This is a genomic window from Bacillus sp. JJ1609, assembly GCF_036967045.1.
GTDB lineage: Bacteria > Bacillota > Bacilli > Bacillales > Cytobacillaceae > Mesobacillus.
In genome coordinates, this window is sequence record NZ_JBALSS010000024.1 from 1 (window position 1) to 21,240 (window position 21,240).

General features: G+C 43.5%; 20 protein-coding genes, 1 tRNA gene and 1 other annotated feature. All 21 genes read right to left on the reverse strand.

Features of this window, described 5'->3' with window-relative positions; translation table 11 throughout:
* Positions 1-41: 41 nt before the first annotated feature.
* The 21 genes from tig to sdhA all read right to left on the reverse strand — a co-directional run bounded on the left by tig (position 42) and on the right by sdhA (position 21,199).
* Positions 42-1,331, reverse strand: a complete 1,290-nt coding sequence (gene tig, locus V7654_RS16390; protein ID WP_335431705.1) for a trigger factor — start codon at positions 1,329-1,331, stop codon at positions 42-44.
* A gap of 158 nt (positions 1,332-1,489) precedes the next feature.
* Positions 1,490-2,506 (reverse strand): tetratricopeptide repeat protein, encoded by a 1,017-nt coding sequence (locus V7654_RS16395; protein ID WP_335431707.1) that lies wholly within the window; start codon positions 2,504-2,506, stop codon positions 1,490-1,492.
* 266 nt (positions 2,507-2,772) lie between these two features.
* Positions 2,773-3,378 (reverse strand): 3-isopropylmalate dehydratase small subunit, encoded by a 606-nt coding sequence (leuD, locus tag V7654_RS16400; protein WP_335431708.1) that lies wholly within the window; start codon positions 3,376-3,378, stop codon positions 2,773-2,775.
* A 38-nt stretch (positions 3,379-3,416) separates the two neighbouring features.
* Positions 3,417-4,826, reverse strand: coding sequence for a 3-isopropylmalate dehydratase large subunit (gene leuC / locus V7654_RS16405; protein ID WP_335431709.1), 1,410 nt, complete (start codon positions 4,824-4,826; stop codon positions 3,417-3,419).
* 37 nt (positions 4,827-4,863) lie between these two features.
* The gene (gene leuB / locus V7654_RS16410; protein WP_335431710.1) at positions 4,864-5,976 is read right to left on the reverse strand and encodes a 3-isopropylmalate dehydrogenase; all 1,113 of its coding nucleotides are present in this window, start codon (positions 5,974-5,976) and stop codon (positions 4,864-4,866) included.
* A 38-nt stretch (positions 5,977-6,014) separates the two neighbouring features.
* The gene (locus tag V7654_RS16415; RefSeq protein ID WP_335432015.1) at positions 6,015-7,553 is read right to left on the reverse strand and encodes a 2-isopropylmalate synthase; all 1,539 of its coding nucleotides are present in this window, start codon (positions 7,551-7,553) and stop codon (positions 6,015-6,017) included.
* Positions 7,540-8,562, reverse strand: a complete 1,023-nt coding sequence (ilvC, locus tag V7654_RS16420; RefSeq protein ID WP_335431711.1) for a ketol-acid reductoisomerase — start codon at positions 8,560-8,562, stop codon at positions 7,540-7,542. The genes V7654_RS16415 and ilvC overlap by 14 nt, the downstream gene beginning before the upstream one ends.
* A 172-nt stretch (positions 8,563-8,734) precedes the next feature.
* Positions 8,735-9,250, reverse strand: a complete 516-nt coding sequence (gene ilvN, locus V7654_RS16425; RefSeq protein WP_335431713.1) for an acetolactate synthase small subunit — start codon at positions 9,248-9,250, stop codon at positions 8,735-8,737.
* Entirely contained in the window at positions 9,247-10,962 is a 1,716-nt protein-coding gene (ilvB, locus tag V7654_RS16430; RefSeq protein ID WP_335431715.1) for an acetolactate synthase large subunit, read from the reverse strand. Before ilvB ends, ilvN begins: the two co-directional genes overlap by 4 nt.
* A 175-nt stretch (positions 10,963-11,137) precedes the next feature.
* Positions 11,138-11,394: a binding site (T-box leader), on the reverse strand.
* 9 nt (positions 11,395-11,403) lie between these two features.
* Positions 11,404-12,309, reverse strand: coding sequence for a branched-chain-amino-acid transaminase (gene ilvE / locus V7654_RS16435; protein ID WP_335431716.1), 906 nt, complete (start codon positions 12,307-12,309; stop codon positions 11,404-11,406).
* Positions 12,310-12,715: 406 nt separating this feature from the next.
* A tRNA-Arg gene (locus V7654_RS16440) sits at positions 12,716-12,792 on the reverse strand.
* Between the two features lie 121 nt (positions 12,793-12,913).
* Complete coding sequence (locus tag V7654_RS16445) at positions 12,914-13,438, reverse strand: metallophosphoesterase (RefSeq protein ID WP_335431717.1); 525 nt, start codon at positions 13,436-13,438, stop codon at positions 12,914-12,916.
* Positions 13,431-14,036 (reverse strand): XTP/dITP diphosphatase, encoded by a 606-nt coding sequence (locus tag V7654_RS16450; protein WP_335431718.1) that lies wholly within the window; start codon positions 14,034-14,036, stop codon positions 13,431-13,433. The genes V7654_RS16445 and V7654_RS16450 overlap by 8 nt, the downstream gene beginning before the upstream one ends.
* A 14-nt stretch (positions 14,037-14,050) precedes the next feature.
* A complete protein-coding gene (gene rph, locus V7654_RS16455; RefSeq protein WP_335431719.1) occupies positions 14,051-14,806 on the reverse strand; it encodes a ribonuclease PH in 756 nt (251 codons plus the stop codon).
* Between the two features lie 126 nt (positions 14,807-14,932).
* On the reverse strand, positions 14,933-16,003 hold the full coding sequence (locus V7654_RS16460; RefSeq protein WP_335431720.1) for a GerMN domain-containing protein: 1,071 nt from the start codon (positions 16,001-16,003) through the stop codon (positions 14,933-14,935).
* Between the two features lie 180 nt (positions 16,004-16,183).
* On the reverse strand, positions 16,184-16,981 hold the full coding sequence (racE, locus tag V7654_RS16465) for a glutamate racemase (RefSeq protein ID WP_335431722.1): 798 nt from the start codon (positions 16,979-16,981) through the stop codon (positions 16,184-16,186).
* Positions 16,982-16,991: 10 nt separating this feature from the next.
* Entirely contained in the window at positions 16,992-17,450 is a 459-nt protein-coding gene (locus V7654_RS16470; RefSeq protein ID WP_335431724.1) for a MarR family winged helix-turn-helix transcriptional regulator, read from the reverse strand.
* Positions 17,451-17,665: 215 nt separating this feature from the next.
* Complete coding sequence (gene gerE, locus V7654_RS16475) at positions 17,666-17,890, reverse strand: spore germination transcription factor GerE (protein ID WP_019154738.1); 225 nt, start codon at positions 17,888-17,890, stop codon at positions 17,666-17,668.
* 140 nt (positions 17,891-18,030) lie between these two features.
* Positions 18,031-18,498, reverse strand: coding sequence for an acyl-CoA thioesterase (locus V7654_RS16480; protein WP_335431726.1), 468 nt, complete (start codon positions 18,496-18,498; stop codon positions 18,031-18,033).
* 175 nt (positions 18,499-18,673) lie between these two features.
* The gene (gene sdhB, locus V7654_RS16485; protein WP_335431727.1) at positions 18,674-19,435 is read right to left on the reverse strand and encodes a succinate dehydrogenase iron-sulfur subunit; all 762 of its coding nucleotides are present in this window, start codon (positions 19,433-19,435) and stop codon (positions 18,674-18,676) included.
* A 6-nt stretch (positions 19,436-19,441) separates the two neighbouring features.
* Positions 19,442-21,199: a succinate dehydrogenase flavoprotein subunit gene (gene sdhA / locus V7654_RS16490; protein ID WP_335431728.1), complete on the reverse strand. Its 1,758-nt coding sequence runs from the start codon at positions 21,197-21,199 to the stop codon at positions 19,442-19,444.
* Between the last annotated feature and the right edge of the window lie 41 nt (positions 21,200-21,240).

The following is a 21,240-nucleotide window of genomic DNA, read 5'->3' on the forward strand; positions in this document are numbered from 1 at the left end:
CGCTTGTCGGGGCTGACCAAGGCGCTTACGCTTTTCTCATATTATGCAACAGTTTTGCTGTTTTCCACAAGGAAATCAACTGCTTTTTTCAATTGAAGATCACCTTGGATACCTTCAAGGCTTCCGCCTAGTGCAGCTTTGATGTTATCAACAGTCATGTTGTACATTTCAGCCATCTTCTCTAGCTCAGCATTTACTTCTTCATCAGTAACTTCGATGTTTTCAGCTTTTGCAATAGCTTCAAGAGTTAGGTTTACACGAACGCGTGTAGCAGCTTCTTCTTTCATTTGGCCGCGAAGAGCAGCTTCATCTTGACCAGAGAACTGGAAGTAAAGCTCAAGGTTCATACCTTGCATTTGCAGGCGCTGTTCGAATTCATTGATCATGCGGTCAACTTCAGTGTCAACCATTGCATCTGGAACTTCGATTTCAGCGTTAGCTGCAGCTTTTTCTACGATTGTGTCACGTACGTGATGTTCTTTCTGGTGCTCTTTGTCGTGAGTTAGACGATCTTTGATTTTAGCTTTAAGCGCATCTAAAGTTTCAACTTCTTCATCAGCGTCTTTAGCAAACTCATCATCTAGAGCTGGAAGTTCTTTTCCTTTGATTTCGTGAATCTTCACTTTGAAAGTAGCTGGCTTTCCAGCAAGTTCAGCTGCATGGTACTCTTCAGGGAAAGATACCTCTACATCTTTTTCTTCGCCAGTAGCAGTTCCAACTAGCTGTTCTTCGAAACCAGGGATGAATGAACCTGAACCAAGTTCAAGTGAATAGTTTTCTGCTTTTCCGCCTTCGAAAGCTTCGCCATCAACGAATCCTTCGAAATCGATAACAACAGTGTCGCCTTCTGCAGCAGTGCCTTCTTCTTTAACAACAAGCTCTGCCTGCTTCTCTTGCATTGTTTTTAATTCGTTTTCTACTTCTTCATCCGTTACGTTTGTATCGAATGCTTCAACTTCAAGGCCTTTGTAGTCGCCAAGCTTCACTTCAGGCTTAACAGTTACAGTAGCCTTGAAGATCATGCTCTTGCCTTTTTCGATTTGTTCTACATCGATTTCAGGACGGTCAACTGGCTCGATTCCAGTTTCAACGATAGCATTTGCATATGCTTCAGGAAGAAGGATATCAATTGCATCCTGGTATAAAGATTCTACACCAAAACGTTTTTCGAACATTTGGCGTGGCATTTTTCCTTTACGGAAGCCTGGTACGTTAACTTTTGTAACGACCTTTTTGAATGCAGCGTCTAAACCTTGGTTTACTTTTTCTGCATCTACTTCAATTGTTAGAACCGCTTGGTTCTTTTCTAATTTCTCTAATTTTGCAGACATACAGTTCCCTCCAACAATAATCTATTGTCATGTTTCATTCGACGATGAATACTCTTGTTAACCAAGCAATATTCCAGATTAGATGTAAAATAGAATGATTTTTACATAATACAACCACTACATTATAACACAGGTTTATTTCGTTTCAACAGCTTGGACTATATTATCGGGTAAGAAATTTCTTCTAGCATCCGGATAAAAGCAAGAACCTGCCCGGTTTCTGTCTCAGAACTAGTATACAATTCAACAAAAGACTCAAGTGGTTCATCAAATCCATAATATTCATTCGCCATAAAATGATAGGCAGCCGCCCATGCCTCTGCCCCTCCGTTTGGCAAATCAAACGGATAGATCAGAAAGAAATGCCTCTCAATTAAACTTAAAATATTCTCAAATAGAACTGGATCAGCATTCTCTAATTCGTCCCCGAGAATTTGGATGACATCATTCACCGCGATGTAATCCTTCAGTTCTGGAAGCCTTGTGGGAATGAACGATTTCTCCCAGCCGAATTTACGGACATCTGTCTCTTCTGCATATTCCTGTTCTTTCAATATATTAAGGAGCATTGTTTTTTGAAAAGGGTGGCCATGTTCTGAGGCTAAGTACTCTTTTATTTCTTTTATGTAAGGACGGATATTTTCTTTTGTCAGCCTTGCTGCAATCATTACCTGATCTTTTGGATCCTGCAGATCGAATAACCCCAGGGACACTCCTTCTGGTTCCACTTCAGTCGCTACTTCCATTTCTGGTCCGCCTTCGAGCATCCTCCTGCCGAATTCAAGCATTCTTGTAAAATGTTCCTGCTTATCTGCAGGAATTTCCTTTTCATCAAGAAGTGCTTCTATAGTAGAAACAATTTCTTCATATTCATTCAGCTGTACAAGAATCATCAAGTATAAATCGATTACTTGAATGTAATCACCCAATCCGCTTCGAAGCATCTGAGCCGCAATCTGTTTCGCTTGCTTTACATATCCGGCCTCAAAGTTAGCCAGGACCAGGCCCACATAAATATCGCTGTTCTCCGGGTCATGCACCAGAGCCTCCTCAAGAAATTGGATGGCATCCCTGTATTTTTTCTGCTTGAGGTAGTCAAGCCCCTTCTCTAACAGGCGCTTTTCCAGACCGGGAAACAGGATCACATTGTCCTTTTTCGAATCCCGTTTATTCATAAACATACCGCCTTACTCTCGATTTTATTGGTAAATTTCCTAGTTGTTTTACGGTTAGACTATTTTAAAGCTTCATTATGTTTTTAACTATGTTGATTAGAGTGGAAATCAGCTTATTAAAACCAACAAAGTCTACAAAAACAGCCAAAAAGAATGACTGAAAGATTTAAAGAGTTTCAAAACGAGTTTTTTGTTGAAGTAAGTTTAGCATGAAATAAAGAAAAAACAAAAAGATTCACAAGCAATGCCTGTGAATCCGTCTGTTTTTATCCAATTAGTTCCCTTTTCTGTGATTGATTTTCTTCATATGCTTCAATGCTATCTTCCAGCTGTAAAGTCAATTCTATTTCATCCCAGCCATTCAGGAGCATATTGTACCAGTATGGATGAATGTCAAAAGTAGTTTCAAATCCATTTTTGTCAGAAACCGACTTTGTTTCTAATGAAACCGTCAATTCATACGGCTGATTCCCGGCTTGCTTTAGTAGATAGGAAACTTCATTTTCTTTTAAAACAATTGGGAGGATTCCATTCTTTAGACAGTTTTGGCGAAAAATATCTGCAAAGGACGGTGCAATCAAAACTTTGAATCCATAATCCTGCAATGCCCATGGAGCATGTTCCCTTGAGGACCCGCAGCCGAAATTCTCATTTGCGATTAAAATGGATGCACCTTCATTCTCTGGCTGGTTAAGTTCAAAATTCTCATTCAGCTCTCCATTCGGATTAAAACGCCAGTCATAAAACAAGAACTCTCCGAAACCAGTTTTCTCAATTCTTTTTAGGAATTGTTTGGGGATGATCTGATCGGTATCAACATTTGTCCGGTCCATTCCTACAGCTTTTCCGGTCCATTCTTTAAAACTCGACATATCAGGCTCCTTTCTGCATGCTCTTTGATGCAGGCACTTTAAATCATGGCTCCAACCATTGATCTTACATCGACAAAGCGTCCATGTAGTGCAGCTGCGGCTGCCATTGCAGGGCTGACAAGGTGGGTTCGCGCCCCAGCTCCCTGTCTCCCCTCAAAATTCCGGTTCGATGTGGAGGCACAGTGTTCTTGCGGCCCTACTATATCGGCATTCATGCTCAAGCACATACTGCAGCCGGATTCTCGCCACTCAAATCCTGCATCAATAAAATGTTTGTCAATTCCTTCTTCTTCCGCTAATTTTTTGACATTTTGCGAGCCTGGAACGACAATGGCCTGGACTCCAGGAGCCACACTCTTCCCTTTGATTATTTCAGCAGCAGCCCTGAGATCCTCAAGCCGGGAATTTGTACACGATCCAATAAAAACCTTTGTGACTTCTACATCTGCGATTTGCTGTCCTTCCTCAAGACCCATATAATCAAATGCTCTCTGGACGGACTTTCTTTCCGCCTCAGAATCACATTCATCCAAAAACGGAACTCTTCCTGTGACAGGGACTGTCATCGATGGGTTCGTACCCCAGCTGACCATTGGGGCTATTTCGTTTCCATCAACTGCTATGACCGCATCGTACTCTGCATCCTCATCTGAGGCAAGCTGCTTCCAGTCCAGAATCGAATCTAGGAAAGCATCACCTTCAGGGACATACTTCCTACCGTTTAAGTAAGCAAATGTTGTTGCATCCGGGGCTACAAGAGAGGCCTTTGCCCCTCCTTCTATGGACATATTGCAGATAGTCATCCTTTCTTCCATCGACATTGCCTTGATGACATCTCCGCAAAATTCTATTACATATCCTGTTCCAAAATTGACACCATATTTGCTGATAACAAACAATATGACGTCCTTTGCGCTTACTCCAGGCCCTAGGGTACCGGAAACTTCCACCTTCAACGTCTTGGGCTTAGACTGCCACAAGGTTTGCGTCGCTAGGACATGCTCAACTTCACTGGTGCCTATGCCAAATGCCAACGACCCAAAGGCTCCGTGCGTAGATGTATGGCTATCCCCGCACACTATGGTCATCCCTGGTTTCGTCAATCCAAGCTCAGGCCCTATTACATGAACGATGCCTTGTTCAGGACTATCCAGATCAGCTAGCTGTATCCCTTGCTCCAAGCAATTTCTCCTAAGTGTATCCATTTGAGTTTTAGCCACCGGATCATTAATCTGGCTGCGGTTTACCGTTGGAACGTTATGGTCCATCGTTGCAAAGGTAAGGTCAGGCCTCCGTACTGGCCGATTTTTCATTTTAAGTCCAGAGAAAGCCTGTGGTGAGGTTACCTCATGGACAAGATGCAAATCTATATAGATGAGGTCTGGTTTACCTTCTTCCCAATGAACAATATGGCTTTCCCAAATTTTATCGATGATTGTTTTACCCACACGCAGCCTCCCCTTTTTTTGAAAAATTCTGATATAACTAAGCGTAAGCGCTCATGATATTTAAAATTGCTTCATTATCCAGAAGTGCTGCCTTAATTTCATCTACCATTTCTTCCGTAGTGATCGCGGCATTTCCAAAATCAGCAATATCACGAGTCCTGCTTCCTGAATCGAGCACCTGCATGACCGCATTTTCAACCGCTTCAGCTTCATCGGACATTCCAAATGACATTCTGAGCATCATTGCTGCAGAGAGAATCATCGCAATCGGATTAGCCGAATTCTGTCCAGCAATATCCGGAGCTGAACCGTGGATAGGCTCATATAGGTATGGACCATCAACCGAGACACTTGCCGATGGCAGCATGCCAAGTGATCCAGTTAAAACCGAAGCTTCATCGCTTAAGATGTCGCCAAACATATTTTCCGTCACCATTACATCGAACTGTCGAGGATTCTTGATGAGCTGCATGGCTGCATTGTCAACTAGCATATGCTCCAGCTGAACCTGAGGAAAATCTCTCGCTACCTCTTCTGCCGTCTCCCGCCACATTCGGCTTGATTCCAAAACATTCGCTTTGTCCACGGATGTCACTTTGCCTCTTCGACTTGAAGCTAACTTAAATGCGTACCGAATTACTCTCTCAATCTCTTTTTTCTGGTAAAATAACGTATCTACTACCGATGCCTCGCCTTTTTGCATCGTTCTCTCACTCGGTTTGCCAAAGTATAGCCCGCCTGTCAATTCCCTGACAACGACCATATCAGCTCCTTCAATCACTTCCTTGCGAAGCGGTGATACCCCGGAAATACTAGAATAGTAATGAACAGGGCGAACATTGGCGTACAGACCAAGGTCTTTCCTGATTTTCAGCAGCCCCTTTTCTGGACGAAGATGTCCTGGGAGCATATCCCATTTAGGCCCCCCTACTGCTCCTAACAGTACTGCATCACTTGCTTGGCAAAGATCGATTGTCTGCTGCGGAAGCGGTGTGCCGAATTCATCGATTGCCCCTCCGCCAATATCGCCAAATAAGAATTGAAATTTATGTCCGTAAAGCTCACCTACTGCCCGGAGGATACTGACCGCCCCCCTGCTTACTTCTTTGCCTACTCCATCACCTGGCAGGACTGCGATCCTTTTTTCCATAACTTTCGCCTCCATTTTTTATATGGTATTTTAATCACTTAACCATTCACTGCGATCTTTTTGTTTTCTTCAATATATAGAACCCTGTTGACTGCGTTTAGATATGCTTTTGCTGAAGCCTCCAGAACGTCTTGGGCAAGGCCTCTTCCGCTTGTCTCCGTTCCGCCAAATTTAAGTTTTACATAGACTTGTGCCAGGGCATCCCTGCCAGCGCCAACTGATTGAATTCGATAATCAAGCAAATTGGCAGTTTCCTTCATGCATTTTTCAAGCGTGTTATATAAAGCTTCGATACTGCCAGAACCTGTCGATGCCTCCTGGATCAATTCGTTTTGACAGCCTGAAAGAGAAACGGTAGCCGTAGGAACCTGGTTGGTCCCATACTGCACCTGGATTGAATTCAAGCGATAATACTGTTGTTCTTTTGATAGCTTCTCTTCCAAAATGATTGCTGCCAAATCCTCATCGGTCATTTCCTTTTTACGGTCTGCCAGCTCCTTGAATACCGCGAATAGATGGTTAATATCCTGATCAGGTACTGACAGGCCAATTTCGTTCAGACGGTTCCGGAATGCGTGCCGCCCAGAATGCTTCCCGAGAACCATCGAATTATTCTGCAGGCCAACCAGCTCGGGTGAAATGATTTCATAGGTTGTTTTTTCTTTTAAAACTCCATCCTGATGGATTCCTGATTCATGTGCAAACGCATTTCTTCCTACTACCGCTTTATTAGCTGGGACAATCATCCCTGTCAACTTGCTGACGAGACTGCTAGTTCTGCTGATTTCGTTTAGGTTCATTTTCGTCTCAGCCTGATAAAAATCTTTTCGGATATGAAGGGCAACACCGAATTCTTCTAAAGCTGCATTACCAGCTCTCTCACCAATCCCATTGATTGTCCCTTCTACCTGGGTAGCCCCCGCTGATACAGCAGCCAGTGAGTTGGCAATTGCCATCCCAAGGTCATCATGACAGTGTGCCGAAAGTTCAACTTTACTAATAGAAGGAACATTCTCTTGCAAATACTTAAAGATATTTCCGTATTCCATTGGCGAAATATACCCCACAGTATCAGGTATATTTATGACCTTCGCCCCTGCCTTGATCACTTCTTCCACGATTTCAGCCAAATATTCAAGTTCTGTCCGGCATGCGTCCTCTGCTGACCACTGGACAACTGGAAATTTAGCTGCAGCATATTTTACAGTTCTTACAGCTGTTTCAATCACTTCCGCTTTTGTCTGTTTCAGCTTATGCACCCTATGAATGGGAGAAGTGGCAATAAACAAGTGAAGTCTTGGCTCCGCACCATATCTTAAAGCCTCCCAGGCTGCATCAATATCAGATAAAACCGATCTTGCCAGCCCCGTTACAGAACATCCCTTGATCGCCCGGGAAATTTCCGCTACAGATGCAAAATCTCCTTTAGACGCTGCTGGGAATCCAGCTTCAATAATATCAACATTCAGCCTTTCCAGCTGTTTCGCTATTTCAAGCTTTTCGGTAAAATTAAGATTCACTCCGGCCGATTGCTCTCCATCCCTCAATGTTGTATCAAAAATTTTAATTCTTCGCACTAGCAGCCACTTCTCTCTGCTTTTGTTTATTGACAAAAGGCATCATCTTTCTTAGTTCTCTTCCAACCTCTTCAATTTGATGACGGTTTTCCTTTTCATTGATTGCATTGAAAACAGGTCGGCTTGCTTTATTTTCGGCAATCCATCCTTCAGCGAATTTGCCATCCTGGATATCCTTCAGAACGCTTTTCATTTCTTGTTTTACCTGATCATTAACAATTCTCGGTCCGCTGACGAAATCTCCCCATTGTGCAGTATCTGAGATAGAATAGCGCATACCTTCAAGTCCGCCTTCGTACATCAAGTCTACAATCAGCTTCAGTTCATGCATCGTTTCAAAATAAGCCAGTTCTGGCTGGTAGCCTGCTTCAACTAGAGTTTCAAATCCCGCTTTTACCAGCGATGTAAGTCCGCCGCAAAGGACAGCCTGTTCTCCGAATAAATCAGTTTCTGTTTCTTCCTTAAAAGTTGTCTCCAGAGCACCCGCTCTTAAAGCACCAATCGCTTTTGCATAGGCAAGCGCCAATTCCCTTGCCTCCCCTGTGATATCTTGATGGACAGCAAACAGCGCCGGCACACCTGCACCTTCCTCGTAAGTCCTTCTGACAAGATGCCCAGGACCCTTAGGGGCAACAAGCAATACATCACAATTTTCCGGAGGTACGATCTGGTTAAAATGAATATTGAATCCGTGTGCAAACATGAGTGCCTGATTTGTCAGCTGAGGTTCGATTTCTTCTTTGTAAACCGATGTCTGAAGTTCATCTGGCAAGAGAATCATTACCACATTTGATTGAGCCACCGCCTCAGAAACAGCTTTGACCTCAAAGCCATCCTGCTCGGCCTTTTCCCATGACTTTCCTCTTCTAAGCCCAACTACAACCTCAACACCGCTGTCCCTTAAATTTTGCGCATGAGCATGCCCCTGGGATCCATATCCCACAACCGCCACTTTCTTTTCTTTAAAATAAGTCTCGTTTGCATCACCGTTATAATACATTTTCGCCATTTTCCGTCTCCCCTTCTTATCCGCATATTATTTTGGAATTTCACTACGTTACTTGATTCTGCATCTGAATTTGGTTTAAATACTTAATTCCAGTACGAAACTGGTTTAACGCGCTATTAAGAAGTGCATATAAAGAATTCACGGATGATTCAAAAGCAATTACCAATAGATCCTATACAAACGAAAGAGCTTTTTGCTGGTTTCCAGGCTGGTAGCCTCTTGGAAACGCTGTTGTTCCGGTCCGTGCCATTTCTTTAATTCCATAAGGTTTGATTAATTCGATAAAGGCTTCGATTTTTTCTGATTCGCCTGTTAATTGGATGATAATGCTATCCTTGCTGACATCGATTACTGAAGCTCGAAATGGCTCAATGATTGAATAGATTTCTGAACGGTTATGCGGCAGTACCGGAACTTTCATGAGTACAAGCTCCCTTGCCACAACGGCCTGGTCGCTGATATCGGCAACCTTAAGGACATCGATCTGCTTATTCAGCTGTTTTGTAATTTGTTCTGCCATTCGATCGTCCTCAACATGGACAACACATGTCATTCTCGAAACACCTTCATGCTCCGTCGGGCCGACTGAAATGCTTTCGATATTATAATTTCTTTTCGTAAACAAATTGGTAATCCGGTTCAGGACTCCCGGTCTGTTCAAGACAGTTATTGTGATTATTCTTTTCATTTCTTAACACCCACCATTTCGTGGATTCCCTTCCCTGGGGCAATCATCGGATACACATTTTCATCAGCATCAACCCTGAAATCCAGAAGAACCGGTTCACTGTTATTTAATACTTCATCTAGCACTGCATGGGCCTCGGCTTCCGAATTGATTTTATAGCCTTTAATGCCATAGGCTTCTGCCAGTTTTACAAACGATGGCTGAACTGGATTTTTGCTGTGAGAAAATCTCGAGCCATAAAAGATTTCCTGCCACTGCCTTACCATCCCCAATGCTTTATTATTAAAAATGGCTAGTTTAATTGGCAGCTGAAACTCGGCAATAACAGCAAGTTCCTGTGTAGACATCTGGAATCCCCCGTCGCCGAGTACTGCTATCACACAGGCTGTTGGATCTGCAAGCTGGGCACCAATGCTAGCCGGAAGGCCAAAGCCCATAGTCCCAAGTCCACCTGACGTAACCCAGCGATCAGCATTTTCGAATTGATAATATTGTGCTGCCCACATTTGATGCTGTCCTACATCGGTAACAACAATCGCTTCCCCGCCCGTTTTTTCATAAAGCAGTTCCATGACCTTTTGCGGCTTAAGCAAGCCGGTGTTCTCGTAGTAGTAGGGGAAATCTTTTTTCCAGGAAGAGATCGTTTCCACCCATTCATCCTGTTCAGGCGGTTTAGTGTCTTGTCTGACCAGCTGGCTTAACGCTTCACGGGCATCCCCGACGACAGGAATATGGGTGTGGACATTCTTGCCGATTTCAGCAGGATCAATATCAATATGCGCCACCCGCGCATTTGGAGCGAAATGCTTCAGATTACCCGTCAGCCTGTCATCAAACCTCGCCCCGATATTAATCAATAAGTCACATTGATAGAGGGCCATATTTGCAGCATAGCAGCCGTGCATGCCTGCCATTCCAAGGTACAATTCATGGCCCGCCGGAAAACCGCCTAATCCTAAAAGCGTATGGACTACATGCAGCTTCTGCTGTTCCGCATATTGTTTTAATAAGGCGGACGCTTTGGCATGCAGGATACCCGCTCCTGCAAGAATTACGGGACGTTTTGCTTTACTTACTGCTTCTGCCAGCTTCCTCACCTGAAGTAAATTAGGTTCAATTGTTGGCTGGTATCCTGGGAGAGAGATTTCCTGCTCCTGAAGCTCCTCCGTCAGTGCTGCTGCAAGGTCCTTCGGAAAATCAATGACTACCGGACCTGGCCTGCCGCTGGTCGCAATATAAAATGCTTCTTTGACGATTCGCGGAATGTCCTTTGTGTCCCGGATTTGATAATTGTATTTTGTAATAGGAGTGGTGATCCCGAGTATGTCAGCCTCCTGGAAGGCATCCGACCCAATTACACCTGTTGCCACCTGGCCTGTGATCACTACGAGAGGCAAAGAATCCATCATTGCATCTGCCAAGCCAGTAATAATATTTGTTGCACCTGGGCCCGAAGTCGCAATCACCACTCCAGGCTTCCCGCTGATTCGTGCGTATCCCTCAGCGGCGTGTATTCCTCCCTGCTCATGCCTTGGGAGGACATGAAGTATTTTAGAATCATAGAGTTTGTCATAAATCGGGAGGACAGCTCCTCCTGGATAGCCAAAAATGACTTCAACGTTTTCCTTCTCCAAAGCTTTCAAAAGTAAATCAGCGCCGCTGAGACCAGTTGCCAACGGTTTCTTTTCCTTCAAGGCAGCTTCCTGCACCATTTTTACGAATCCCCCCTACTAGTTTGTTTTAGATTTCAAAATCGCTCTAATCCATGATGTTATTTTTCCCGGTACTATTCACTGGCTAAAATTACTCTAAGGTAACAATTCAAGATAAGAGCTTTCTTCAAAATAAAAAAGCCTATTCCATCTCCATATGCCTGGCAAGACCAGGCAAAGGGATGGAATAGGCTTTGTCTCCTGTTCCACGGTACCACCCTTCTTCACGCATGAATGCGTGCGCTCGTGACAGCATCTGCTGCCGTTTTTGATAACGAGTGTGATCGACACTCGGCCGGTTTTACTGGGAATCCCTTTCAAACCGGCGCTCCAGGGTGAGTTCATTTAATGCGGCACCGCCGGTTCTCAGCATTCCCGGCTCTCTGTCCATGCTTATCGCAAAAAATTACTTGTCCCCGTCTTCGCTTTCTCCTTATGAAGCTAACTGACTTGATGTGTTTCTTTTTCCTGATAAACCTGAACGCCTTCCGCAACAACCTTTGCTCGGAACTCTCGCAAAATATTCTTCGTGTGCTTCCCTGGTGTTCCCTCCCCAATGACTCTGCCATCTACTTTTACAACAGCAATGACTTCTGCGGCGGTCCCAGTCAGGAATACCTCATCCGCAGTGTAAACATCGTGCCGGGTGAACGGTTCCTCCTTAACCTCATACCCAAGATTGCTAGCGATTTCAATGACTGCATTTCTTGTAATTCCTTCTAATGCCCCTACATAACCTGGCGGGGTGAGGAATGTATTCCCTCTGATAATAAAAACATTATCTGCTGAGCCTTCAGCAACATATCCTTGGTCATTCAGCATGAGTGCTTCACTGACATTTGCGAGATGGGCTTCAATCCTAACTAGGACATTATTTAAATAATTTAGTGATTTGACTTTTGGGCTAAGAACGTCTGGCCTGTTTCTTCTTGTTGCAACTGTCACAATATCGAGCCCTCGCTCATACAATTCCTTCGGGAAGATAGCAAGTGGTTCTACGATAATAACTACATTAGCCTGAGGACACTTATACGGGTCTAAACCTAGATCACCGACCCCTCTTGAGACTACGATTCTGATATAGGCATCTCTTAATCGATTCCGTTCTACTGTTTCTACAACCAAATCAGTGAACTCTTCTTTAGAGTGGGGCATATTCAGCATTATTGATTTTGCGGACCGATATAGACGGTCCATATGTTCTTCTATCCTGAATATATTGCCGCTGTATACCCGAATCCCTTCAAAAACACCGTCTCCGTATAGAAAACCATGATCATATACAGAAACTTTAGCATTTTCCTTGGTGACAAACTCACCATTTAAGTAAATCCATTGATCGGGCACAATTAACACTCCTTTAATGATTAGACGCTTTAAATAGTTAAAATTTAAATTTAAAAAAATACAATTTCATACAATCGTAAATTGAAATAAAACTGTCTTTCATTCTGGCTGCAGCCAACTTGTTTTTTTTATTTGAGGATTATCTTACGCCCAAAATGAACCCTCGTCAACAGTGTTTTTCTAAATTATTTGATAATTTTGATTAATTAGTTTATTTGTATCCGCTTACATTGTTGATATATTCACATTTATAAAAAGGAAAATTTTTTTTAAAACATAGTGGATTTATCTTGAAAGAGTTAACTGCGAAGTCACTACGAATGGGATATGAACATAAATGGCTCTACATGAAAAAACAAAAAAAAACTCACCTTGTAGCAAGGTGAGTTAAGGTATGTAGTTTAAGTGGCGTCCCAGGAGAGATTCGAACTCCCGACCGCACGCTTAGAAGGCGTGTGCTCTATCCAGCTGAGCTACTGGGACAAATATGTTTTTTAAAGACAAGATTTATTATATTAGCCAAACAACTAAATGTCAATAAATAAATTAAACTTTTTTTGAGGGGAGTTGTTCAATCTCCCCTCAAAAAAATATTATAGTTCTTTTATGCTTTTTTGGGAAGGGTAAATTCCTGTCTTAGCTCAGTCATTTCTCCATTTCCATAGTCATGGATTTGGAGCATTGCTTTTCCCTCTTTGAGTTCAAGTATGACATAGGTCCTTTCCTTCCTCGCCCTCGGAAGCCTGATGCTGCCGGGATTGATAAACAAGACATCGTCGACCATTTCCGCGCCTAATATATGCGAATGGCCAAAACAAACAATATCTGCCTGGAGTTCTTTTGCCTTATAAAACAAATTTCCCAGTGTAGTTTTGACTGAGTAAAGATGCCCATGTGTAACAAAGATTTTCACTCCCTTTATCACGTGAGTATCATCATCAGGAAAGTTTCCAAGAAAATCACAATTTCCCCTAACGGATCTGAAACTTTTTATCGCTGCATCATCTTCAGCCAATTCGGAATCACCACAGTGGATCATTAAAACAGCATCCTGCCCATGAAGTTTCTCGATTCCCTCAAGCAATTCCGTAGAACCATGGCTGTCGCTTACAATCAGGATTTTACACATTGCTTTGCTTCCGATGCTTTAGCGTTTTTTCAAGCTGTTTGATCGCATTTGCCCTGTGGCTAATCTTGTTTTTCTCTTCGGAAGACAGCTCAGCCATTGCCTCCCCTTCTGATTCAACAAAAAACACAGGGTCATAGCCAAAGCCATTAGAGCCTCTTCGTTCACGAAGGATATGTCCTTCACAAGTACCAAATACAGTTAGCGTTTCTTTCCCAGGTTCAGCCATTGCCAAGGCACAGCAAAATCTGGCAGTCCGCTCGTTTTCTGGCACATCCTGAAGTTCAGCGAGAACTTTGTCGATGTTCGCTTCATCATTTTTTTCTATTCCTGCATATCTGGCAGAATAGACTCCTGGACGTCCTTCAAGCGCATCCACTTCCAGGCCAGAATCATCCCCAATGACCATGACGCCGAGCACCTTTGAGATTGTCTCCGCTTTTAACACAGCATTTTCCTCAAAAGTAGTACCTGTCTCATCAACGTCTTCGAGCTCTGGATAATCAAGAAGCGTTTTTACTGTCATTCCCAATGGCAGAAAAAGCTTCTCAAACTCCTTTGCTTTTCCAATGTTTTTCGTCGCAATTATTACTGTATTCATCTTGAGATCTCCCCCTATCTCTTTTTGGCGCTCGCAATCTTCGCTGCCAATTCTTCTCCAAGAGCTTCTTTCTGCATTTCAAAAAGCTCCATGATCCCTTCCTGAGCAGCCTTCAGCAGCTCCTGAAGCTGGCTGTATGAAAAAGTTGCCTCTTCACCAGTGCCCTGCAGCTCAACAAATTCGCCATTTCCAGTCATGACGACATTCATGTCTACGTTTGCCTTAGAATCCTCAACATAATTCAAATCAACAACTGGCTGGCCATTCTCCAAAATGCCAACACTGGTTGCGGCCAGGAAATCTGTTAAAGGGAAACTAGATAGTTTTTTCTGCTTGCTAAGCCTGTAAAGAGCCTGGGCCATCGCAACATATGCTCCTGTGATGGAAGCGGTGCGTGTTCCGCCATCTGCCTGAATAACATCACAATCAATCCAGACTGTCCGCTCCCCGATTGCTTCAAGATTTACAACGGCTCTCAAAGCTCTTCCAATCAAGCGCTGGATTTCCATAGTCCTTCCGGAAATTTTGCCCTTAGCCGCTTCTCTAATATTCCTTTGCTCCGTAGCACGCGGTAGCATGGAGTATTCTGCCGTAATCCATCCCTTTCCTTCCCCGCGCATAAATGGCGGAACTCGATCCTCTATGCTGGCAGTACATATAACCTTTGTATCACCGACAGAAATCAATACAGAGCCCTCTGGATGCTTTAAATAATCTGTTTCAATATGTATCGGCCTTAATTGTAAAGGTTCACGCCCATCAAATCGCATTTATTAATCCTCCTTGGCATTTATGAAAGGCAGAACTTTAACGGCTGCCCCCAATAACAATAAATAAGAGGCAGCAAAATGCCTGCCTCTTCATATGTCTTTATTTAGTATACCAAAATCGCGCTATTAAAAACTACCAGTGTTAACTTTTTCAGGTCTTGTAACCGGCTCTGATAGCTTCTCGCCCTTCTCTGTCAATACATCCGCCTTCCCCTTCACCGTAAGAGCCACACTCTTAACACCTGCCTGCTCAGTCAGGGAAAGCACGAGAGAGTTCAATACATGCTCGGAAACCATTTTTTCTTCAAAGCTGCCATAAATCGATTCATTAAAGTTCAAAGTTAACTTTCCATCCTCTAGCTTAGGAGTATCTAAAAGTTTTACATCTCCCTGGAACTCTGATAAAAGATTGGATGCATAGGCAGGTCCTTCTACAAGCTCGTTTACGATCGCTGTAATATTGTCTTTAAAGTCATTGCTGACACGTCGAGTTACTGGAACATAATAATACGCGCCTTCTTCACCGCCTACATAGTAGACTGTCACCGCTTTAGTATTTGTGATGTCAACAACATCAGAGTTATCCATGTTAATGCCATTAGCTCTGCTCAATTCTTCGCCAATTGGAGTGCCATTCACAGGCATTTCCTCTAGCGGCGTACCATTCAGCTGCAGCTTAACATCCTTTACACTCTCAAATTGAGTAAGAGTCCAAGTTACAGCCTGTAAAATCCTCTTCTCATCCTCTTTTTTGTAGTTTGCAAATTCTTTTGAGAAGTCAACTGTAGCTGTGCCATCCTTGATGTTAACCGTCATTTGCGTATCCGCTGGCAGGACTGCACGGAATCCATTTGGCAGCATTTCCTCAACAGGTCCGTTGGCTACTAGGTACATTAGAGCCTGTTTGGCTACACTCTCTGTCTTAGGAAGATCCATTGCCTGGGATACAACATAACCATTTTTGTCAATCAGATACAGTTCTGTCTTGACTGTCGTTTCCACTGCTTCTGTTTTATCCTGCTTTGTTTCTGTAGAGGTATTCTCATCGACTGCTGCTCCATCCTCCGTGAAGGTTACATCCTGCGGTGGATCAATTTTCTTTTTTTCTTCGCCCCCAAATAGCCCGCAGCCTGACAGAAAAACTGTAGTTGCTAATGTCGCTGCAGTTACGAAGACAGCTTTATTATTTTTTGACATATAAATCCCTCCAAAGACAGTTTGTACTATCATGTATACGAGCTTCGGGAATTTTTAGACCGCCTTTAGAAAGATTTTTGTACAAACCTGTTGCTCGATTTATTTCAGGAGAGAGATATTAAATTTGAGAGAGCCTTTTTAGGCAGACATACAAGAAGGCCTCCATTACGGAGGCCTTCTTCAACCTAATTTAATTTTTTCTACATTTTCAATCGGAACCTCGAGCCATTGGGAAGCAATTCTGGCAAAAATCGTCCTCGATCCAGTTATATAAAAGGAATGCTCAGGCAGCTCTTCTCTTTCGGCAAACATGTCGTTATGCCCCAGAATTGTGCTTACCTCACGAGCTGTTTCCTCACCAGAACTGATTACTTTTACTTGATCGCCCATTACATCTTTTATAAGCGGCTCAAGCAGAGGGTAGTGAGTGCATCCCAATATCAATGTATCAAGCCCTTTATTGATCAAAGGCTCAAGTGTCTCTGTTACGACTTTTTTTGCAACATGACCGTTGTATTCTCCACTTTCAACAAGCGGGACGAATTTAGGGCACGCAAGGCTTTCTACAAATGTTTTGCGATTGATCGCTTTAAGAGCATGTTCATACGCTCGGCTTTTTACAGTACCTTCAGTGCCGATGATCCCTATTTTGTAATTGTCCGTTACCTTTATTGCTGTCCTGGCCCCTGGCTGGATAACACCAAGCACAGGAATAGGCAGTTCATTTCTGATTTCCTCAAGTACTACAGCTGTTGCCGTATTGCAGGCGATGACCAGCATCTTAATATTCTTTTCAAGCAGGAATCGGGTCATTTCCCAGGTGAACCTTTTTACTTCTTCCACAGGGCGAGGCCCATAGGGACAGCGTGCGGTATCACCAACATAGATGATCTGCTCATTAGGAAGCTGCCGCATCACTTCTTTGGCAACCGTTAACCCGCCCACACCTGAATCAATGATTCCAATTGGTTGGTTCAAAAATCTCGCCTCATTCTCCACGCATTTCATGATGTAATTTTGATAGACTGTTCTTCAGCGATACAATTTCGTCGCCAGAAAAGTCCTTCAATACCTCCTGTAGATACACCTGGCGCTTCTTGATCACTTCATCGATGATCCTTTCACCTTCCTCAAGAAGATGGATACGGACTACACGTCTGTCATTCGGATCCTTTACCCTTACGACAAGCTCATTTTTTTCCATGCGGTCAACTAGGTCCGTTGTCGTACTGCAAGCCAAAAACATTTTATTCGACAGCTCGCCAATTGTCATATCCCCGTCCTCGAACAGCCATTGCAAAGCAACAAACTGAGGCGGAGTGATCGTGTAATTGCTGAGGAGCTCACGGCCCTTTTGCTTTATAATTCCCGATATGTACCTTAAATCTTTTTCAATATCAGCAACCGTGTCCAGTTCCTGATTATTTTGGATATCTTCAAGTTTCATCTATCACAACTCCTAAATAAATGCATTCACATTTTTATCTACCGTTAAAACTTGATTTCCAAACCGACAAAACTTTTTATCATTTTCCTATTGCCCTTATTTTCTACTTTTTTCGAGCAAATTTCAAGACAGAATTCATTTCCATCCATGGAGTGCTTCTTAATCTCCCCTTATAAACATCTAACCGGCCTCCCCAACAGGTTGGCCGGTCTAGATTAAAGTTCTAGCTCTCCCATACGCAGGAGCTCTACAACAGCTTGGGAACGCCCCTTTACACCAAGCTTTTGCATGGCGTTTGAAATGTGGTTCCGAACCGTTTTTTCGCTGATAAATAATTCACTAGCGATCTCTTTAGTTGTTTTGTCTTGGACTAACAGTTCGAAAACTTCTCTTTCGCGTTTAGTGAGTAATGGCTTGTGAGTATATTCATTTTCCTTCAAGTATTGTAACCCTCCTTGCCTTCGCCAGCTGTGAACTGCGGGGTGGGTATAAATTTAGTCAACATATCTTATGTGAAGGAAAGAATTGAAGTGACAACATTTCAAGGGCTTACAGCTCTTTTTTTAAAAATGTTCAAATTTTATTTCACAACAGACTTTTTGCTCTTCGCAAGCAAGTGGCGCATCTCCTCTGACCAAGGAACGCCCTTGCCCGTCTTCTTGGATATTTGAACGATTGTTCCACGTCCTGCAAGGCAAATAGAACCGTCGGCCTTCTTCCCCATGTAATGCAGGTCAACAGAAGAATTGCCGATTGAATTCGCTTTTACATAAATCTTTAAATCTTCATCAAAATAAATCTGGCTTAAATAATCACATTGCAAATCCGCAACAACCGGAATCGTTTCATTTTCTGGCATAACCCAGTCCTGCATGAACCCCTGGCTTTTGAAAAAATCGATCCTCGCCATTTCAAAATAAGTAAACGGAACCGTGTTATTCAGGTGGCCAAACATATCTGTCTCAGAAAATCTGACCTTCACGTCATAATAATACTCAAACTCTTCTTGCCAGCTTACGATGTCGTCAATATAATTGGTTTTCTTCATGTATTTGCCTCCTGGTCGACTGAATGAACATTCATTCTTTTCTTTATTATAAATATATTTAGATTTTTTGAAAACCCTAAGCATCTATGCCTATTGCAAATGAATTTGTTTTCTATGAAAAATTTTAATAAAAATGCCTCCCTCTCTGTTTAAGAGAGGAAGGCATTTAAAATCATTAAACCTGATCGCTTCCGAAGAAGTTTTTGAATGCTTGAAGAGTAGTATCACGGTTAAGAGCTGCGATTGAAGTTGTCAATGGAATGCCTTTAGGGCAAGACTGTACGCAGTTCTGGGAGTTACCGCAGTTAGCAAGTCCTCCGTCTCCCATGATTGTTTCAAGTCGCTCGCCTTTGTTCAATGCACCTGTTGGATGAGCGTTGAACAAGCGAACCTGTGAAAGCGGCTGTGGCCCAATGAAATCAGATTTACTGTTAACATTCGGGCAAGCCTCAAGGCACACACCGCAAGTCATACATTTAGATAGCTCATATGCCCATTGGCGCTTTTTCTCAGGCATACGCGGTCCTGGTCCAAGGTCATAAGTTCCATCGATTGGAATCCAGGCCTTAACACGCTTCAAGGAATCAAACATGCGGCTGCGGTCAACCTGAAGGTCACGCACAACAGGGAATGTTCGCATCGGCTCTAACCTGATTGGCTGTTCAAGCTGGTCAACCAGCGCAGAACATGACTGACGCGGACGTCCGTTGATGACCATTGAACATGCACCACATACTTCCTCAAGACAGTTCATGTCCCATGCAATCGGAGTTGTAGCTTCACCCTTAGCATTCACTGGGTTACGGCGAATTTCCATCAATGCGGAAATCACATTCATATTCGGACGATATTCAAGTTCAAATTCTTCCTGATAAGGGGCTGAATCAGGAGTATCCTGGCGGCTTATGATAAAACGGACAGTTTTTTTATCTGACATGCCTCATTACTCCCCTTTCTTCTTAGAATAATCGCGCTTACGCGGTTGGATTAATGAAGTATCAACATCATCATAATGGAATGCTGGTGCTGAGTTTGAATCAACAAACTTAGCCATTGTTGTTTTCAAGAACTCCTCATCATTACGGTCAGGGAATTCAGGCTTGTAGTGCGCTCCACGGCTTTCGTTACGGTTATAGGCACCGATTGTGATTACACGTGCAAGCTGCAGCATGTTCTGAAGCTGGCGGGTAAACACAGCACCCTGGTTGCTCCATTTAGCTGTATCATTAATGTTAATGCGCTTGTAGCGTTCCATTAATTCAACAATTTTTTCATCCGTTTTCAATAGTCTGTCGTTGTAACGTACAACCGTTACATTATCAGTCATCCATTCACCAAGCTCTTTGTGAAGGACATATGCATTTTCGTTGCCATCCAATGACATGACATTGTTCCACTTATCCTGCTCCTGCTGGACGTACTGATCAAAAATCGCAGAAGAAACTGCATCCGAGCTCTTTTCAAGACCGTTAATATAACGAATCGCATTAGGTCCAGCGACCATACCGCCATAAATAGCAGATAATAGTGAGTTCGCACCTAGGCGGTTTGCACCGTGCTGAGAGTAGTCACATTCCCCAGCTGCAAATAAACCAGGAATGTTCGTCATTTGGTCATAGTCAACCCAAAGTCCGCCCATTGAATAGTGGACAGCAGGGAAGATTTTCATAGGAACTTTTCTAGGGTCGTCGCCCATGAATTTTTCATAGATTTCAATGATGCCGCCAAGCTTGATATCAAGCTCTTTTGGATCCTTATGTGAAAGGTCAAGATAGACCATGTTCTCGCCATTGATTCCTAGCTTTTGGCTTACGCAAACGTCAAAGATTTCACGTGTTGCAATATCACGTGGAACCAGGTTTCCATATGCAGGATACTTCTCTTCCAGGAAGTACCACGGCTTACCATCTTTATAAGTCCAAACTCGTCCACCTTCACCACGAGCAGATTCACTCATCAGGCGAAGCTTGTCGTCGCCAGGAATCGCTGTCGGGTGGATCTGGATGAATTCACCGTTTGCGTAATATGCGCCCTGCTGGTATACGATCGCAGCAGCTGAACCTGTGTTGATCACAGAGTTAGTTGTTTTCCCAAAAATAATTCCAGGGCCGCCAGTTGCCATGATAACGGCATCTGCAGCAAACGACTTAATCTCCATTGACGTCAGGTTTTGAGCCGTTATACCGCGGCAAACGCCATCTTCATCAAGCACAGCACCAAGGAATTCCCAGCCCTCATATTTAGTAACAAGGCCAGCAACCTCATGGCGGCGTACCTGCTCATCCAATGCGTATAAAAGCTGTTGCCCAGTAGTTGCACCAGCAAATGCCGTACGGTGATGCTGTGTTCCTCCGAAGCGGCGGAAGTCAAGTAAGCCTTCTGGAGTACGGTTGAACATTACACCCATACGGTCAAGAAGGTGAATGATTCCAGGCGCTGCTTCAGCCATCGCCTTTACAGGAGGCTGGTTCGCAAGGAAGTCCCCGCCATAAACCGTATCATCGAAGTGCTCCCATGGAGAGTCACCTTCACCTTTTGTATTTACTGCACCGTTGATTCCGCCCTGTGCACAAACAGAGTGTGAACGTTTCACCGGTACAAGAGAGAACAGCTCAACAGGTGTTCCTGTTTCAGCCACCTTTATTGTAGCCATTAAGCCAGCCAAACCGCCGCCGACTACGATAACCTTACCTTTACTCATTGTGACTCACTCCCTTAAATCCATGTCTGTCTTTCCGATCA

Bases quoted from the DNA above. Each gene is read 5' to 3' on its own strand.
- ilvN (WP_335431713.1), bottom strand. From the start codon at position 9,250: ATGAAAAGAATAATCACAATAACTGTCTTGAACAGACCGGGAGTCCTG.
- V7654_RS16470 (WP_335431724.1), bottom strand. From the start codon at position 17,450: ATGAAACTTGAAGATATCCAAAATAATCAGGAACTGGACACGGTTGCT.
- rph (WP_335431719.1), bottom strand. From the start codon at position 14,806: ATGCGATTTGATGGGCGTGAACCTTTACAATTAAGGCCGATACATATT.
- leuD (WP_335431708.1), bottom strand. From the start codon at position 3,378: ATGTCGAGTTTTAAAGAATGGACCGGAAAAGCTGTAGGAATGGACCGG.
- V7654_RS16480 (WP_335431726.1), bottom strand. From the start codon at position 18,498: ATGAAGAAAACCAATTATATTGACGACATCGTAAGCTGGCAAGAAGAG.
- V7654_RS16460 (WP_335431720.1), bottom strand. From the start codon at position 16,003: ATGTCAAAAAATAATAAAGCTGTCTTCGTAACTGCAGCGACATTAGCA.
- leuB (WP_335431710.1), bottom strand. From the start codon at position 5,976: ATGGAAAAAAGGATCGCAGTCCTGCCAGGTGATGGAGTAGGCAAAGAA.
- V7654_RS16445 (WP_335431717.1), bottom strand. From the start codon at position 13,438: ATGTGTAAAATCCTGATTGTAAGCGACAGCCATGGTTCTACGGAATTG.
- sdhA (WP_335431728.1), bottom strand. From the start codon at position 21,199: ATGAGTAAAGGTAAGGTTATCGTAGTCGGCGGCGGTTTGGCTGGCTTA.
- ilvC (WP_335431711.1), bottom strand. From the start codon at position 8,562: ATGGCGAAAATGTATTATAACGGTGATGCAAACGAGACTTATTTTAAA.
- tig (WP_335431705.1), bottom strand. From the start codon at position 1,331: ATGTCTGCAAAATTAGAGAAATTAGAAAAGAACCAAGCGGTTCTAACA.
- V7654_RS16395 (WP_335431707.1), bottom strand. From the start codon at position 2,506: ATGAATAAACGGGATTCGAAAAAGGACAATGTGATCCTGTTTCCCGGT.
- ilvB (WP_335431715.1), bottom strand. From the start codon at position 10,962: ATGGTGCAGGAAGCTGCCTTGAAGGAAAAGAAACCGTTGGCAACTGGT.
- sdhB (WP_335431727.1), bottom strand. From the start codon at position 19,435: ATGTCAGATAAAAAAACTGTCCGTTTTATCATAAGCCGCCAGGATACT.
- V7654_RS16450 (WP_335431718.1), bottom strand. From the start codon at position 14,036: ATGAATACAGTAATAATTGCGACGAAAAACATTGGAAAAGCAAAGGAG.